At 70.9% G+C, this 16,298-nt stretch carries 13 protein-coding genes; 9 read left to right on the plus strand and 4 right to left on the minus strand.

What is annotated here, in order from left to right; translation table 11 throughout:
- Positions 1–374: 374 nt before the first annotated feature.
- Together panD and pgi are read left to right on the plus strand one after the other, a co-directional pair.
- The gene (gene panD / locus WCD84_RS07005) at positions 375–755 is read left to right on the plus strand and encodes an aspartate 1-decarboxylase (RefSeq protein ID WP_343254826.1); all 381 of its coding nucleotides are present in this window, start codon (positions 375–377) and stop codon (positions 753–755) included.
- Positions 756–758: 3 nt separating this feature from the next.
- On the plus strand, positions 759–2,273 hold the full coding sequence (pgi, locus tag WCD84_RS07010) for a glucose-6-phosphate isomerase (RefSeq protein WP_343280881.1): 1,515 nt from the start codon (positions 759–761) through the stop codon (positions 2,271–2,273).
- 149 nt (positions 2,274–2,422) lie between these two features.
- On the opposite strand, the gene queG is transcribed toward pgi, so the two are convergent.
- Positions 2,423–3,523: a tRNA epoxyqueuosine(34) reductase QueG gene (gene queG / locus WCD84_RS07015; RefSeq protein WP_449280073.1), complete on the minus strand. Its 1,101-nt coding sequence runs from the start codon at positions 3,521–3,523 to the stop codon at positions 2,423–2,425.
- A 26-nt stretch (positions 3,524–3,549) separates the two neighbouring features.
- On the opposite strand from queG, the gene WCD84_RS07020 reads away from it, so the two are divergent.
- The 7 genes from WCD84_RS07020 to WCD84_RS07050 all read left to right on the plus strand — a co-directional run bounded on the left by WCD84_RS07020 (position 3,550) and on the right by WCD84_RS07050 (position 12,826).
- The gene (locus WCD84_RS07020) at positions 3,550–5,043 is read left to right on the plus strand and encodes an NAD(P)H-hydrate dehydratase (RefSeq protein ID WP_343280882.1); all 1,494 of its coding nucleotides are present in this window, start codon (positions 3,550–3,552) and stop codon (positions 5,041–5,043) included.
- Positions 5,043–5,543 (plus strand): tRNA (adenosine(37)-N6)-threonylcarbamoyltransferase complex ATPase subunit type 1 TsaE, encoded by a 501-nt coding sequence (tsaE, locus tag WCD84_RS07025; protein WP_449280074.1) that lies wholly within the window; start codon positions 5,043–5,045, stop codon positions 5,541–5,543. Before WCD84_RS07020 ends, tsaE begins: the two co-directional genes overlap by 1 nt.
- A 74-nt stretch (positions 5,544–5,617) precedes the next feature.
- Positions 5,618–7,189 (plus strand): N-acetylmuramoyl-L-alanine amidase, encoded by a 1,572-nt coding sequence (locus WCD84_RS07030; protein WP_343280883.1) that lies wholly within the window; start codon positions 5,618–5,620, stop codon positions 7,187–7,189.
- Positions 7,155–9,176 carry a DNA mismatch repair endonuclease MutL gene (mutL, locus tag WCD84_RS07035; RefSeq protein ID WP_449280075.1) on the plus strand — a complete coding sequence of 674 codons (2,022 nt, stop codon included), beginning with the start codon at positions 7,155–7,157 and terminating at the stop codon, positions 9,174–9,176. Before WCD84_RS07030 ends, mutL begins: the two co-directional genes overlap by 35 nt.
- A complete protein-coding gene (locus WCD84_RS07040) occupies positions 9,176–10,189 on the plus strand; it encodes a DUF1684 domain-containing protein (protein ID WP_343280885.1) in 1,014 nt (337 codons plus the stop codon). The genes mutL and WCD84_RS07040 overlap by 1 nt, the downstream gene beginning before the upstream one ends.
- Positions 10,190–10,235: 46 nt before the next feature.
- Positions 10,236–11,246: a TraB/GumN family protein gene (locus WCD84_RS07045; RefSeq protein ID WP_343280886.1), complete on the plus strand. Its 1,011-nt coding sequence runs from the start codon at positions 10,236–10,238 to the stop codon at positions 11,244–11,246.
- Entirely contained in the window at positions 11,243–12,826 is a 1,584-nt protein-coding gene (locus tag WCD84_RS07050; protein ID WP_343254818.1) for a tetratricopeptide repeat-containing sulfotransferase family protein, read from the plus strand. The genes WCD84_RS07045 and WCD84_RS07050 overlap by 4 nt, the downstream gene beginning before the upstream one ends.
- On the opposite strand, the gene rnfB is transcribed toward WCD84_RS07050, so the two are convergent.
- From rnfB to WCD84_RS07065, 3 genes are all read right to left on the minus strand, one after another.
- Positions 12,775–13,242: an Rnf electron transport complex subunit RnfB gene (rnfB, locus tag WCD84_RS07055; protein ID WP_343254817.1), complete on the minus strand. Its 468-nt coding sequence runs from the start codon at positions 13,240–13,242 to the stop codon at positions 12,775–12,777. The genes WCD84_RS07050 and rnfB overlap by 52 nt on opposite strands.
- Positions 13,243–13,249: 7 nt before the next feature.
- Entirely contained in the window at positions 13,250–15,373 is a 2,124-nt protein-coding gene (metG, locus tag WCD84_RS07060) for a methionine--tRNA ligase (RefSeq protein ID WP_343280887.1), read from the minus strand.
- A gap of 128 nt (positions 15,374–15,501) precedes the next feature.
- Positions 15,502–15,933: a DUF2147 domain-containing protein gene (locus tag WCD84_RS07065; RefSeq protein ID WP_343254815.1), complete on the minus strand. Its 432-nt coding sequence runs from the start codon at positions 15,931–15,933 to the stop codon at positions 15,502–15,504.
- Between the last annotated feature and the right edge of the window lie 365 nt (positions 15,934–16,298).

The following is a 16,298-nucleotide window of genomic DNA, read 5'->3' on the forward strand; positions in this document are numbered from 1 at the left end:
GCGGTACGGCGAGTTGGTGGGTACTCCGTGGGCTGTCCCGCTGCGCGGGCCTTTATGCCCACTGCGCACCCCCCAACCCGCCTTGCTGCGCCTCCCGCGGTCCGCCGAAAAGGTCAAAAGCACGGCGCCTTTGCTCTTCCTACACCCCACCGCGCCGGTGGCAGCGGAGGGTGGGCGGGTATTCCGCCGGCAATAAGGAGCAGCTTCACCGCGACGCCGGCGGAGTACCCGCCCACCCTCCGCCCCCGCCAAACCAAGGCCCCCGGAACCCTGAATCAGTCCCCGTTGAAGCGGTTCCCGGACAAGAGCAGCGCGCGCCATCTTGTAGAATCCAAACCTGACGCCGATTCCCCGGCAGCTTGCGGTCCCCCGACATGCTTCTGACCCTCCTCAAAGCCAAGATCCACCGCGCCACCGTCACCCACGCCGAACTGCATTACGAAGGCTCCTGCGCGATCGACGGCCGCCTGCTCGAACTCTCGGGCATCCGCGAATACGAGCGCATCGAGATCTACAACATCAACAACGGCAAGCGATTCGCGACCTATGCGATCCGCGCCGAAGAAGGCAGCGGCATCATCTCCGTCAACGGCGCCGCCGCCCACCAGGCCGAACCGGGTGACCTGGTCATCATCTGCGCCTATGGCGCCTGCGACGAAGCCGAAGCCGCCGCGTTCAAGCCCAGCCTGGTGTATGTCGACCGCGAAAACCGGATGACCCACACCAACGACGCCATCCCGGCGCAGGCGGCCTGAGGCTTGGCCGGCGAAGCGCTGGTCCGGCAGTTCCTAGACCACGCCGAGCGCCTTGCCGGCGCCCGCATTCCCGACCTGGTCGCGGCCGACCCCGCCCGTGCACAGGCCATGGCGCTGCGCGTGGGTCCGGTGTACGCGAGCTTCGCGCGCCAGCGACTGGACGCACCGACCCTGGCCACGCTCGGCGAACTTGCCGGACATGTGCGCCTGTCGCTGGCGCTGCGCGCCCTGGTCGATGGTGCCGAGGTCAATGTGTCCGAAGGCCGGCCCGCGCTGCACACGGCGCTGCGCTCGGCTATCGGCCGCAGCGAAGTCGCGCAGCGCGCGCACGCCGACGCGCTGGCCGCGCGCGAGCGCATGGCGGGGCTGGTGGCGTCGCTGCGCGAATCCGGCGTCACCGATATCGTCAACATCGGCATCGGTGGTTCGGATCTTGGCCCGCGGCTGGTGGTGGATGCGCTGAAGGATTTCAACGACGGCCGCTTCCGTCTGCACTTCGTCAGCAACGTCGATGGCAGCGAGGTGCAGCACGCACTGCGCGGCCTGGATCCGGCGCGCACCGCGGCGATCCTGGTGTCCAAGAGCTTCGGCACCCAGGAGACGCTGCTCAACGGCGAGGTTGTCCGCGACTGGCTGGGTGGCGGCGAGCGCCTGTACGCGGTCAGCGCCAACGTCGCCGCGGCCGAGGCCTTCGGCGTCGCGCCGGAGCGCGTGCTGCCGATGTGGGACTGGGTCGGCGGGCGCTATTCGCTGTGGTCGGCGGTCGGATTCGCGATCGCGCTGGCGGTGGGCATGGATGGATTCGAGGCCCTGCTCGCCGGCGCCGGGGACATGGATGCGCATGCGGTCGAGGCGCCGCTCGAGGCCAACCTGCCGATCCGCCACGCGCTGGTGGCGGTCTGGAACCGCAACGCGCTCAGCCTGCCCACGCAGGCCGTGCTGCCCTATGACCAGCGCCTGGCGCACCTGCCCGCCTATCTGCAGCAGCTGGTGATGGAAAGCCTGGGCAAGTCGGTGCGCAGCGACGGCCGCGCGCCCGGCGTGGCGACCGTGCCGGTGGTCTGGGGCGGCGCCGGCACCGGGGCCCAGCACAGTTTCTTCCAAGCGCTGCACCAGGGCACGGACGTGGTGCCGGCGGATTTCATCGGCGTGGTACGGCCGGCGCATGCGCACCGTGGCAACCACGAGGCGCTGCTGGCCAACCTGCTGGCCCAGGCCGAAGCGCTGGGCAATGGCCACGCGGCGGAGGATCCGCAGAAGGCGTATCCCGGCAACCGGCCTTCGACGCTGTTCCTGCTCGACGAACTCACGCCGCATTCGCTCGGCGCGCTGCTGGCGATGTACGAGCACAGCGTCTACGCGCAGTCGGTGCTGTGGGGCATCAACGCCTTCGATCAGTGGGGCGTGGAGCTTGGCAAGCGGATCGCAGGTGAACTGCTGCCGGCGGTGCGCGGCGAGCGTGAGGCGGGCGATGCGGTGACCCGGGCGCTGCTGGCGGAGATCCGCGCGCACCGCTGAGTCGCGCGGGCCGCGCATTGTCGGTCCGGTGAATCGGTCGGTCCGGTGAATCGGATCTCCCCCTGTAGGAGCAGCTATAGCTGCGATCGGATATCCGCAGGGCCGGGATCGCAGCTATAGCTGCTCCTACAAAAGAAAGGGCAGGGCGTTCAGCTGGTGCTGTGCTGCGCCAGCGCCCAGGCCACGTGCTCGCGGATCACCGCGTCCGGATGGTCGCGGCGCGTTTCAAGCGCGTGCAACACCTCAGGCGTGGTCGGCGCGTTGCCCAGCGCGATGGCGATGTTGCGCAGCCAGCGCGCGTGCCCGCTGCGGCGCAGCGCGGTGCCTTCGGTGCGCCGCAGGAACTCGTCCTCTTCCCACGCGAACAGTTCGGCCAGGCCTGCGGTGTCGAGCTCGTTGCGGGCGCGGAAGTCGGGTTCGTCGTGGCGGCGGGCGAACTTGTTCCAGGGGCAGACCAGCTGGCAGTCGTCGCAGCCGAAGATGCGGTTGCCCATCAGCGGCCGCAGCTCTTCGTCGATCGAGCCTTCGTGCTCGATGGTGAGGTAGCTGATGCAGCGCCGCGCATCCAGCACGTTCGGGCCCAGGATTGCCTGGGTCGGGCAGACGTCGATGCAGCGCCTGCAGCTGCCGCAGTGTGGTGTCGCCGGCGGATCGGGGGGCAGGGCGATGTCGAGGTAGAGCTCGCCGAGGAAGAACCAGGAGCCGCCGTCGCGGTCGATCAGGCAGGTGTGCTTGCCGATCCAGCCGAGGCCGGCGTTGCGCGCCAGCGCGCGCTCGAGCACCGGCGCGGAGTCCACGAACACGCGGTGGCCAAAGGGACCGATCTCGGTGGCGATGCGGTCGGCCAGCTTCTGCAGGCGGTTGCGCATCAGCTTGTGGTAATCGCGGCCCAGCGCGTAGCGCGCCACGTAGGCGCGCTCGCCATCGGCCAGCGTCGCCCAGGCCTCGACGTCGTCGCGGCGGCCGTAGTCCAGGCCCACCGAAAGCACGCTGATCGTGCCCGGCACGAGTTCCTGCGGCCGCGAGCGCTTGTCGCCGTGGCGCGCCATCCAGTCCATCGAGCCGTGGAAGTCGCGCGCCAACCAGTCGCGCAGGTGGCCCTCGTCGTCGCCCAGGTCGATGCCGGTGATGCCGCAGCGCTGAAAGCCGGCCTCGTGCACCAGCCCGCGGATCAACGCGGCAAGCGCAGCGGGATCGAGCGGGGTGGCGGATCGTGGGGCGATCGCAGCGCTGGCGGGAAGCTGGGACATGGCGCGCCAAGTATAGAATCCGGGCCATGCACGCCTCCCGAACCGACGCGGCCACGCCGCTGTACGACATTGCAGGCATCCGCCGCATCGAGGCGCAGGCGATTGCCCTGCTTGCGGGCGACGACTTCGCCCTGATGCAGCGCGCGGGCGCTGCCGCCTGGCGCTTCCTGCTGCAGCACTGGCCCCAGGCACAGCGCATCGTCGTGGCCTGCGGTCCGGGCAACAACGGCGGCGACGGCTACGTGCTGGCGAGGCACGCGCTCGAGTCCGGACGCGACGTGCGCGTGCTGCACGCCGGTGGCCAGGCACCGCGCAGCGCGCTGGCCAAGCGTGCTGCGGCGGAATTCCTCGATGCAGGCGGTGCCGTGGACGTGGCGGCGGCTCTTCCACCCGCTTGCGATGTCGTCGTCGACGCGGTGTTCGGCATCGGCTTCGACGGCCGCGCCGACGATGCCTGCACCGCGATGATCGCGGCGGTTGCCGGAAGCGGCACGGAGGTGCTCGCGCTCGACGTGCCGTCCGGGGTGGATGCGTCCTGCGGGGACGTGCCCGGAATCGCCGTGCGCGCGAGCCGTACGCTGCAGTTCCTCGGCGACCACGCGGGGCTGGCGACGGGCGCGGCACTCGATCACGTCGGCGTCCTGGCCATGGCGCCGCTCGACATCCCGCATGCCGCGTTCGACGGCGTGCGCCCTGCGGCCTGGCGGCTGCGCGCAGGGGCACTGGGAGCGCTGCTGCCGCGGCGCGCCCGCACCGCGCACAAGGGAAGCTCGGGCCATGTGCTGGTGGTCGGTGGCAACCACGGCATGGGCGGCGCGGTGCTGCTTGCGGCAGGCGCGGCGCTGCGGGCGGGCGCGGGCCTGGTCAGTGTCGCCACGCGCGCGGACCATGTGGCGCCCCTGCTGGCGCGGACGCCCGAGGTGATGGCACATGCACTCGAAGACCCCGCCGACCTTGCGCCGCTGCTGGCCGCGGCCGACGTCTGCGCGATCGGGCCCGGGCTGGGCCGCGATGCCTGGGGCGCAGGCCTCATGGATGCGGTGATCGCCGGCGCGCGCGCGCTGGTGGTCGACGCCGATGCCTTGAACCTCACTGCCGCGAGCCCGCACAGCCTGCCGGCTGACACCGTGCTGACGCCCCATCCCGGCGAAGCCGCACGCCTGCTCGGGTGCACGGTGGGCGAGGTCGAACACGACCGCATCGCCGCGGCGCATGCGCTGTGCGCGCGCCATGGCTGCGTGGTGGTGCTCAAGGGCGCGGGCAGCGTGGTGGCCGCGCCGGACGCGCGTGCCTGGGTCATCGATGCCGGCAATCCGGGCATGGCCGTGGGCGGCATGGGCGATGCGCTCACCGGAATCATTGCCGCGCTGCGCGCCCAGGGCCTCCCGGCGGCCGAAGCCGCGGTCGCCGGCGCGCTGCAGCACGCCGTGGCGGGCGACCATGCAGCGGCAGCGGGCGGTGCCCGCGGGCTGCTGCCCAGCGACCTCATCGCGTCCCTGCGTGAAGTGGGGCAGGGCTGATGGACGCCTGCGCACGCAGCATGTTCCTGCCCGATGCCGCGGCGACCGCGTTGCTGGCCGACGCGCTGGCCACCACCCAGCCGGACCTCGCCGTGGTGCACCTTCATGGCGATCTCGGCGCAGGCAAGTCGACCCTGGCCCGCGCCTGGCTGCGGGCGCTGGGGGTGACCGGCCCGGTGCGCAGCCCCACCTACACCCTGGTCGAGCGCTATCCGCTCGCCTCCGGTGGCGAGGCGCTGCACCTGGACCTGTATCGCATCGGTGATGCCGGCGAACTGGAGTTCCTGGGCCTGGACGACGCCGACGCGCGGCTGTGGCTGGTGGAATGGCCGGAGCGGGGCCTCGGCGCCCTGCCGGTGCCCGACCTCGAGGTCCACCTTGCTGTCGAAGGGGACGGCCGAAGCTGCCGGCTGGCATTCCTGGGCGCGGCGGGCGAGGCCTGGCTGGCCGCGTTGGACGAGCGACGCCGTTTGCGCATGCTTCCTGAACCCAGCCCGTAGGAAGGGCCGGCAGGTCCCGGATTCATAAGGGAAAAAATGTTGCAAAGATGCCGAAGTGGTGCTTGACTACGGCCATGCGCGTCCGCAGCTCCAATCTCCAGCAGTTCGTGCTCGGCGCGGCCCTCGTGGCTGCCCTGCTCTGGAACTTCGCGAAAGCCGCTGAAATCAACGACCTGCGCCTGAGTGCCGGCCCCACGGGCACGCGCGCCGAGCTCAGGCTCGACGCCGAGGCGGAATACAAGCTGATCGCGCTGTCGGCACCCGACCGCCTGGTCGTGGACTTCCCGAGCAGCCGCCTGGCGCTTCGTGCCGCCCCTCCGGCGGGTGCGGGCGTGGTCAAGGCGGTGCGTACGGGGCAGCCGACGCCCGGAACCACGCGCGTGGTGTTCGACCTGTCGATGCCGGTGGTGGTCCTCGCACCGCGTTTCGAAGCCGGCTCCGACGGCACCCGGCTGGTGCTGGAATGGCCCGGTGACCACGCTGGCGCGCCTGCGGCAGCCGCCGCCGGCGCCACTGTGCCGGCGGCGCAGGCACCTGCTCCGGTCGACCGGATCGCGCAGATCGCGGCCGCGACCCAGTCCGGCGCCTCGACGGGTGCTGCAGTGGCCGGTCCCGCCGTGGCCGGTCCCGCCCCTGATCCCGCGCGCGCGTCCGCCGATGCCACCTCCCGCCTGATCGCAAACCTTCCCGCCGCCGGCGCCACCGCGCCCGCGGCCCCGTCCACGGCATCCCCGCAGCGGCCGCAGCCATCGAGCGATCCGTCGCCGCGGCAGGCGGTGCCGACCACCATCGCCACCGGCGTGCCCACGCCGGTCCAGCGCGGGCCCGTCGCGCAGCCCGCGCCGAAGCCGGCGGTTGCCAACGCCGCGCAGTCGGCTGCCAGCGGTGCGACCCGTCCGCTGGTGATCTCCATCGATGCCGGCCACGGCGGCCAGGATCCCGGCGCCGTCGGCCCCACCGGCAAGCGCGAGAAGGACATCAACCTCGCCATCGCGCGCGAACTCGCGCGCCAGGTCAATGCCACGCCGGGCCTGAAGGCGCACCTGGTGCGCGATGCCGACGTCTTCATTCCGCTCAACCGCCGCGCGCAGCTGGCGCGCGCCGCCGGCGCCGACATGTTCATCTCTTTGCACGCCGATGCCGCCGAGAACCGTAGCGCCAAGGGCTCGTCGGTGTACGTGCTGTCGCTCAAGGGTGCGTCCTCGCAGCGCGCGCGCTGGCTGGCCGACAAGGAAAACGCGGCCGACCTGATCGGCGGCGGCAAGGTCGCGACCTCCGACAGCATGCTCACCAACGTCCTGCTCGATCTCACCCAGAGCGGGCAGATGAAGGCCTCCGAAGACGCCGGCAACCATATCCTCGCGGGCCTCAAGCGCATCGGCAACAACCACAAGCCGCACATCGAGCGCGCCAACTTCGCGGTGCTGCGCACCTCGGACATGCCTTCGATGCTGGTGGAAGCCGCCTTCCTTTCGAATCCGGAAGAAGAAAAGCGGCTGATCGACCCGACCTTCCAGGGCAACGTCGCGCGCGCGGTGCTGGACGGGGTCAAGACCTATTTCACCAGTCAGCCGCCGCCGGGCACGCTGTTTGCGATGCGCGCATCCGCGGATGGCGTGCCGGTCGCGAGCGGCGGCAGCCGCTGAGGGCGGCAAGCTCGCTTATCATCGGGTCTGGCCCCAATCAGCCGGACGCACAGCGGCCGGTGCCCGCGACCTCTTGAGCATCCGCCAGCTTCCCGACACCCTCGTCAACCAGATCGCCGCCGGCGAGGTCATCGAACGCCCGGCGTCGGTGGTCAAGGAGCTGGTCGAGAACGCGCTCGACGCCGGCGCGCGCCGCGTCGACATCGACCTCGAGGAGGGCGGCGTGCGCCTGATGCGGATCCGCGATGACGGCGGCGGCATCGCGCCGGAGCAGCTGCCGCTGGCGGTGTCGCGGCATGCGACCAGCAAGATCGCGTCGCTCGACGACCTCGAGGTGGTGGCCACGCTCGGCTTCCGCGGCGAAGCGCTGCCCTCGATCGCATCGGTCAGCCGCTTCACCATCACTTCGCGCCGCGACGGCGACGGGCATGGCGCAAGCCTGCAGGTCGACGGCGGGCGCGTCGGCGAGGTGCTGCCGAAGGCGCATCCGCAGGGCACCACGGTCGAGATCCGCGACCTGTTCTACAACGTGCCGGCGCGGCGCAAGTTCCTGCGCGCCGAGCGCACCGAGCTCGGCCACATCGAGGAATGGCTGCGCTCGCTGGCCTTGGCGCGCCCGGACGTCGAACTGCGGGTCACGCACAACGGCCGTGCGTCGCGTCGCTATCGCGGCGGCGGCGAGGGGCTCGATTTCGACGAAGGGGCGGGGCGCCTGCTCGAAACCCTGGGCGAAGCCTTTGCGCAGGCCGCGCTGCGGGTCGAGCATGCCGTCGGTCCCCGCCCGGGCGACGACAGCCGGAGCGACGCGCCCGCGCTGCGCCTGCACGGCTGGGTCGCGCAGCCGACCTACTCGCGCGCCAGCGCCGACCAGCAGTACCTCTACGTCAACGGCCGCGCGGTCCGCGACCGCAGCGTCGCCCACGCGGTGAAACAGGCCTATGCCGACGTGCTGTTCCACGGCCGCCAGCCGGCCTACGTACTGTTCCTGGAGCTGGATCCGGCGCGGGTGGACGTGAACGTGCACCCGGCCAAGCATGAAGTGCGCTTCCGTGATTCGCGCATGGTCCACGATTTCGTCTATCGCACGCTGCATCAGGCGCTTGCGGACACCCGCGCTGGCAACGCTCCACTGGTCGCGGCGGTCAGCACCCAGGGCGTGGTCTCGCGCGAGCTGGCGGCGCGCGTGGCCGAACAGTCGAACCTGTCGCTGCGCGGCGACGCGCTGCGGGATGCGCATGCGCTGCTTTATGGCCCTGGACACGCCGTGTCGGAAGGCGGCGGGGTCGCGTACGCAGACGGTGCCCCGGGCGCGGGTATGGCACTCGGAGCAGCGGGTGCGGCGCAGGCCTGGGGAACGTACACCGGTGCGTCGGCCGCGCTGCCTGAATCCGGCGACGACGGCATCCCGCCGCTCGGCTTCGCCGTGGCACAGCTGCACGGCATCTTCATCCTCGCCGAAGCCGCCGACGGCATGGTCGTGGTCGACATGCACGCCGCCCATGAGCGCATCGGCTACGAGAAGCTCAAGACCGCGCACGACGGCGCCGGCCTGCGCCTGCAGCCGCTGCTGGTGCCGCAGGCGGTGGCGGTGAGCGAGCGCGAGGCCGACATCGCCGAGCGCGAGGCCGCGACCCTGGCCGAGCTCGGCTTCGAGGTTTCGCGCACCGGTCCACAATCGCTGCTGCTGCGCGGCGTGCCGGCGCTGCTGGCCCAGGGCGATACCGAGGCCCTGCTGCGCGACGTGCTCGCCGACCTGCGCGAACATGGCGAGAGCCGCCGCGTGCGCGCCGCCCGCGACGAGCTGCTGTCAACCATGGCCTGCCACGGCGCGGTGCGCGCGCACCGGCGCCTGACCATCGCCGAAATGAACGCGCTGCTGCGCGACATGGAGGCCACCGAACGTTCGGGACAGTGCAACCACGGGCGCCCGACGTGGACGCGATTCTCGCTCGCCGATATCGACCGTTGGTTCCTGAGGGGACGTTGATGACCAGACACCTGCCGCCTGCCGCCTTCGCGGCGTGCATCCTGTTCGCCGCCGCGCTGGCGGGCTGTGGTTCCGATGCGCCACCGGCCGGTGGCGACCATCAGGCCACCGGCGTGGCGCGGACCAGTCCGGCACTGACCGCGGCCGAGGCCGAGTGGCGCAGCGAGCGACGCGAAGGCCTGCTGGCCGAAGACGGCTGGACCAGCCTGGTCGGCCTGCACCGGCTCGAGCTGCGCGCGCACTACGTCGGCAACAGCGCAACCAGCGGGATCCGCCTGGGCCACGGTCCGGAGAAGCTCGGCCTGGTGCAGCAGGAGGGCGGCCGGGTGTACTTCACGGCTGAAAAAGGCGTGGACGTGGCCGTGGGCGACGCGCCGGTCACCGGTCGCATCGAACTGCACGACGCCCTCGATCCGGAACCGACGGAGCTGCTGTTCGACGACGGCAAGGGCAGGCTTTCGCTGATCACGCGCGGCGGGCAGCACGCGCTGCGCGTCAAGCACGCGGAGGCGAGCGGGCGCACCGGCTTCGGCGAACTGGAATATTGGCCGGCGGATGCGGACTGGCTGGTCGAGGCGCGCTTCGAGCCGCATCCTGCCGGGCGCACCATCGAAATCGCCAACATCGTCGGCGGCATCGACCAACTGCCCAACCCGGGCGCTGTGGAGTTCAGCAGGGGCGGCGTCGACTACAGACTTGAAGCCATCGACGGCGAGGACGGCGGCCTGTTCCTGATCCTGGCCGATCGCACCAACGGCCACGCCAGCTACGGCGCCGGTCGTTACCTGGATACCGCGCCGCCGGATGCGGATGGCCGGGTGATCCTCAATTTCAACCGCGCCTACAATCCGCCCTGCGCCTTCACCGACTTCGCCACCTGCCCGCTGCCACCGCCGGAAAACCGGCTCGAGCTCGCGGTGACCGCGGGCGAGAAGGCCTACGCGAAGCCGGGCAGCACGCCGCGGCAGGCCGGCGACCAGGCCGCCGCTGCCGATGCTGGCACCGGTGCCTGATCCCCGAAACCTGACACCCGAAACCGAATCCCAGCAAAGGACCGCCATGCTCAACATCCACCGCGCCCGCGGGACCCTGTTCTCCGGCGCGCTTGCGGCAACGCTCGCCCTCGCGGCCACCGCCACCGCCACCGTGACCGCCACTCCGGTGCCGCCGGCGGACGCGCAGCCCGGCGCTGCCGCTGCCGCGGGTCAGGCGCCTCCGGTGCCGCTGCTGTGGAAGGTGTCTGACGAGGACAATTCGCTGTACCTGCTCGGTTCCTTCCACCTGCTGCTTCCCACGGACTATCCGCTGTCGCGCGACGTCGACATGGCTTTCGCCGATGCCGAGAAGCTGGTGTTCGAGATCGCCCCGGACGAGCTGGCCTCGCCGCAGCTCGGCCTGCAGATGGCCCGGGCGGCAATGCGCACCGACGGCAGCACGCTTGACGACGAGCTGGGCCCGGAGCTGGCGGCGAAGCTTGCCGCCTGGGGCAGCGACAACGCCGCGCAGCTGGCCGCCACCGGCTTGACCGTCGAGGTGCTGCAGCGCTTCGAGCCCTGGTTCGTGGGCATGATGGTGACCATCAGCCAGATGACCGGGCTCGGCTTCGATCCCGCCATCGGGCTCGACGCGCACATGGGCGGGCTGGCGGAGGCCGCGCAGAAGCCGGTGGCGGGGCTGGAGACCGGTGCCCTGCAGATCGCCTTCCTCGACGGAATGGACACCGGCGAGCAGCTGCAGATGCTCGAGCAGGCGCTTGAACAGGCCGAAGCGGGTGCGGAGCAGATGCTCGCCCTGCACGGCGCCTGGCGAGCCGGCGATACACAAGCGATCATCGATGGCACGATCGCCGAGATGCGCCGCGAATTCCCCGCGCTGTACCAGGTGATCAACGTCGCGCGCAACGACGCCTGGGTGCCGAAGCTGGAAGCGCGGCTTCGCAAGGACGGCAGCGACGACAGCCTGGTGGTGGTCGGCGCGATGCACCTGCTGGGCGAGGATGGCGTGGTCGAGAAGCTGCGCGCGAAGGGCTATGCGGTGGAGCGCGTGTGTTCGGCGTGCGCCCGGCCGTGAGCGGGGATCCGCGTGCGCGCTACCACGAGGCGATCGATGCCCTGAACCGCGGCGACTGGGCCAGGGCGCAGTCGCTGGCGATGGCGCTGCTGCGCGAGGTGCCGCCGCATGCGGGCGTGTGCTTCGTGGCCGGTGTCGCCGCCCGCGAACAGCTGCAGATCCCGCTGGCGATCGAGCTGCTGGAGCAGGCGGTCCGCATCAATCCCGGGCGCCCGGACTATTTCGCGCAGCTGGCGCGCGCGCTGGCCCAGGCCAGCGAGCCCACGCGCGCGCACGAGGCCGCCGAGCGCGGCGCGGCGCTTCCGGGAGCCGATGCGACCACGCTCGACGCCCTTGGCCTTGCCTACACCGCCACCCACGACTATGTCCGGGCCGCGGAAATGTTCAGGCGCGCGGCGGAGATCGTGCCGGACTCGGCGCGCTTCCAGTACAACCACGCCACGGCCCTGATCCATGCCGGTGATACCGACGCCGCGGAACGGGCGCTCGACGCCTGCCTGCGCATCGACCCGACCTACTGGAAGGCCTACCTTTCGCGCGCGCAGCTGCGGCGGCACTCGCCCGAGGACAATCATATCGCCGGGCTCGAACACGTCCGCGAAGGGCTTGGCGACGACGCCATGGCGGTCCTGTGCGTGGATCTGGCCCTGTCCAGGGAGCTCGAGGACTGCGGCCGGCACGAGGAGGCGTTCGAGCGCCTGGTCTCGGGCAAGCGCGCCTGGCGGAGGCAGTCGCCGGCCTACACCAGCGCCAGCGACGAGGCTCTGTTCCAGGCGCTGGTCGGCGCCTGTCCGTCGCCTCCCGCCGATGGTGGCTGCGACAGCGACGCGCCGATCTTCGTCATCGGCCTGCCACGCTCGGGAACGACGCTCGTCGAGCGCGTGCTCAGCAGCCATTCTCAGGTGCACGCGGCCGGGGAGCTGCAGAACTTCAGCGTCGCGCTCAAGCGCGCGACCGGGAGCCGGACGCCGCCCGTGCTGGACCTGGACGTGGTCGAACGCAGCCGCGGCGGCCTGGACTGGAAGGCGCTGGGCGAGGCCTACCTGGCCAGCACGCGGCCCGGGACGGCGGCTGCGCCGCGCTTTGTCGACAAGCTCCCGCACAACTTCCTCTATGCCGGCTGCATCGCCGCGGCGCTGCCGAGGGCGCGGATCATCTGCCTGCGCCGGAACCCTATGGACAGCGTGCTCGGCAATTTCAGGCAGCTGTTCGCGCTCGGGTCGCCGATGTACGAGTACTCCTTCGACCTGTTGGACACGGCGCGTTACTACGTCCTGTTCGACCGGATGATGCGCAGCTGGCAGGAGCGCCTGGCTGGGCGGATCCTTGAAGTGTCGTACGAGGGCCTGGTGGACGACTTCGAGTCCGGCGCGCGGCGCCTGGTCGACTTCTGCGGCCTGCATTGGGAAGACGCCTGCCTGCGGTTCGAGGAGAACCCGGCACCGGTGGCCACGGCCAGTGCCGCGCAGGTGCGCGAGCCGGTCAACCGGCGCGCGATCGGTCGCTGGAAACGCTACGAACGCGAGCTTCAGCCGGTCCGCGAGCTGCTGGAGGCCGCCGGCATCGCCGTCGACGACTGAGCCGGCAGCATCACGATGCAGTCCACCGGGCAGGCCGGGACGCACAGCCGGCACCCGGTGCACAGCGGCTCCAGCACCACGTGCATGCGCTTGCTGCCGCCGATGATCGCATCGACCGGGCAGGCCTGGATGCACTTGGTGCAGCCGATGCAGTCGGCTTCGACCACCAGCGCGAGCTCGGGCGGGCAGTGCTCGCCCAGGCTGCGGTCGTAGGACAGGGGCGGGACGCCGAGCAGCCTCGCCAGCGCCCGTGCGCCGGCATCGCCACCCGGCGGGCAGCGATCCACGCCGGCCCCGCCGGCGGCCATGGCCTCGGCATAGGGCCGGCAGCCGGCGTAGCCGCATTGGCCACACTGGGTCTGCGGAAGCAGGCGGTCGAGGCGTTCGACCAGGGCGTCTTCGCGGCGGGCGCCCATGGCGGGCTCAGCGCACCGGCATCCCGGGCCGGGCCGCGGCGTCGGCGCCCAGCAGGGCCAGCTCGCCGCCGTCGAAGCCGGCGGACAGGATCATGCCCTCGCTCAGGCCGAAACGCATCTTGCGCGGCGCCAGGTTGGCGATGAACACGACCTTGCGCCCGACCAGGGCGGCCGGCTCGCCGTAGCTGGCGCGGATGCCGGAGAAGACCTGGCGCGTGCCCAGCTCGCCGGCGTCGAGTTCGAAGCGCAGCAGCTTGTCCGAGCCGTCCACGAAGTCGCAGGCGACGACCTGGCCGATGCGCAGGTCGAGCTTAGCGAAGTCGTCGATGGTGATGGTTGGCGACGCGGCCTCGCCGTCCGCCGCGGTTGCCGGCGCAGCGGCCGGCGTGGACCGTGGCGCGGCCGCGGCATCGGCCGCGGCATCGGGCGAGGCTTTCGCCTGCGCCGGGGCGGCACCCGTCGCGGTGGCATCGCGGGGCTTGAGGTCGTCCTTGCTGGATTCGATCATGGCGTTGACCTGCTTCGGGTCGATGCGGGTGAACAGCGGCTGGTAGGCGCGGATGCGATGCGCGAGCAGGGGCGCATCGAGGTCTTCCCAACGCGCCAGCGGCGCATCGAGGAAGTCCGCGACCTGCGAGGCCATCGCCGGCAGCACGGGCTGCAGCGCACCGGTGAGCACCCGGAACAGGTTCAGGCCCTGCGTGCAGACTTCCTGCAGCTCGGCGTCGGCGCCATCCTGCTTCGCGATCACCCAGGGCTTGCGCTCGTCGATCCAGCGGTTGGCCTCGTCGGCCAGCGCCATCACCTGGCGCAGCACGCTGGCGGGCTCGTTGCATTCATAGGCCTCGCGCACCGGCGCCAGCGCGGCCACGAAGCGCGCGTACATGTCCGGCTCCGGCAGCCTGCCGGCGAGCATGCCGTCGAAGCGCTTGCCGATGAAGCCGGCGCAGCGGCTGGCAAGGTTCACGAACTTGCCGACGATGTCCGAATTCACCCGGGCCACGAAGTCGGCGAGGTTGAGGTCGATGTCCTCGACGCCGCCGCCGGACTTCGCCGCGAAGTAGTAGCGCAGCGCCTCGGCCGGCAGGCCGGCATCAAGCCAGGTCCGCGCCATCACGAAGGTCCCGCGAGACTTCGACATCTTCGCGCCGTCGACGGTCAGGTAGCCGTTGACGTGCAGGCGCGTCGGCGCGCGATGGCCGCTGCCGTGCAGCACCGCGGGCCAGAACAGGCCGTGGAAATTGATGATGTCCTTGCCGATGAAGTGGTGCATCTCGGTCTGGCTGGCGGGCGCGGTGAATGCCGCGTAGTCCAGGCCTTCGCGTTCGCACAGCGCCTGGAAGCTGGCCAGATAGCCGATCGGCGCGTCGATCCAGACGTAAAGGTACTTGCCGGGGTGGCCCGGGATCTCGAAGCCGAAGTAGGGCGCGTCGCGGGAGATGTCCCAGGCGCGCAGGCCGCCTTCGCCGTCGACCCATTCCAGCAGCTTGGCCTTGACCCCCGGCACCGCGACGTCGCCGGCGAGCCAGTCGCGCAGGAAGGCCTCGAAGTGGCCGACTTCGAAGAAGAAGTGCTCGCTGTCGCGCATCTCCGGCGTGGCACCGCTGACTACGGAATACGGCTCCAGCAGTTCCGTGGGTGAGTACGTGGCGCCACAGTGCTCGCAGTTGTCGCCGTACTGGTCGGCGGTGCCGCAGCGCGGGCAGCGGCCCTTGACGTAGCGGTCGGGCAGGAACATGCCCTTGGCCGGGTCGTAGAGCTGGGCGACCGAGCGCCGGGTGATGTGGCCGGCGTCGTCGAGGCGCTTGTAGATCGCTTCGGTGATCTCGCGGTTGCGCTGCGAATGCGTGGAATCGTAGTTGTCGAAGGCGACGCCGAAGTCGGCGAAGTCGCGCTCGTGCCCGGCCTGGATTCCGGCGACGAAAGCCTCAGGCGTGGTCCCGGCCTTTTCGGCGGCCAGCATGATCGGCGTGCCGTGGGTGTCGTCGGCGCAGACGTAATGCACGGTGCCGCCGGCCATGCGCCGCGCGCGTACCCAGACGTCGGCCTGCACGTAGCCGACCAGGTGGCCAATGTGCAGGGGACCGTTGGCATAGGGTAGGGCGTTGGTGACCAGTGCGGGGCGTGACATGGCGTGGCTGCGTGCGGAAGGACGCGGATTATCGCATGCCCGCCTGGAGCGTCCCCGGTCGCGGCAGGCCCGGAAACGACAGGGCCCGGCGCTGGCCGGGCCCTTCGTGCGGTTGAAGGAACGGAGGACTAGATCCGTTCCCAGACCTGGGACTTGCAGAAGAAGGCCACGCACCCCGACACCTTGAGCTTCGTGCCGTTTTCCACCAGCTCCATCTTCGACTTGTAGACCTTGCCCTCGTCGGGCTTGAGGATGGTGCCGCCCGACCAGGAGGCGCCGTCGGCCTTCATGCCGCGGATGATCTCCATGCCGGTGATCGGCTTGTCCTTGCGGTCGTCCTTGCACTTGTCGCAGGCGGGGTTGGGCTTGCTGGGGTCGATGAGTTCGACGATGCGGCCACTGAACGTGCCGTTCGCTGCCTGGGTGATCTCGACGACCGATTTCGCCTTGTTGGTCTCGTCGTCGATGGTCTTCCAGCGCCCGGTGGGCGACGACGCCTGTGCGAAGGCGAGCGTGGGCAGCACGAGGAGCAGGGGCAGGGCGGCTTGCATCAGGCGCATTTCAGGACTCCGGGACAGGGACCGACGAAGGTGGTGGGCCGTCGGCCGCAACGTGCCGGACAGCCAGCCGCCACGATACCCGCCCCGCCCCGGAAAGAAAAAGGTTCATCTCCCGATTCAGGAGCGGGTGGATTGCTTCGGGAGGGTGAGCGCTGCCCGCCGTGGAGGCAGGGGGGATGCCCAGCCGGAATATGCGCATCCTGCTCCCAGTTCCGGCCGCCGGCCATCCATGGCCGGCTCTGGGCATCCCCCCAGCCTCCACGGTGGGCCCGGACCTTTTGGGCGGTGATGAATAAGGGCAACGTCGGCGCAAATGTCGCAACCGGGCGGTCGTCACCGGATCAAGCGGCACAGCCACGCCGGGA

It is taken from the genome of Luteimonas changyuni (genome assembly GCF_039548395.1).
In the GTDB taxonomy this organism is placed as follows: domain Bacteria; phylum Pseudomonadota; class Gammaproteobacteria; order Xanthomonadales; family Xanthomonadaceae; genus Luteimonas.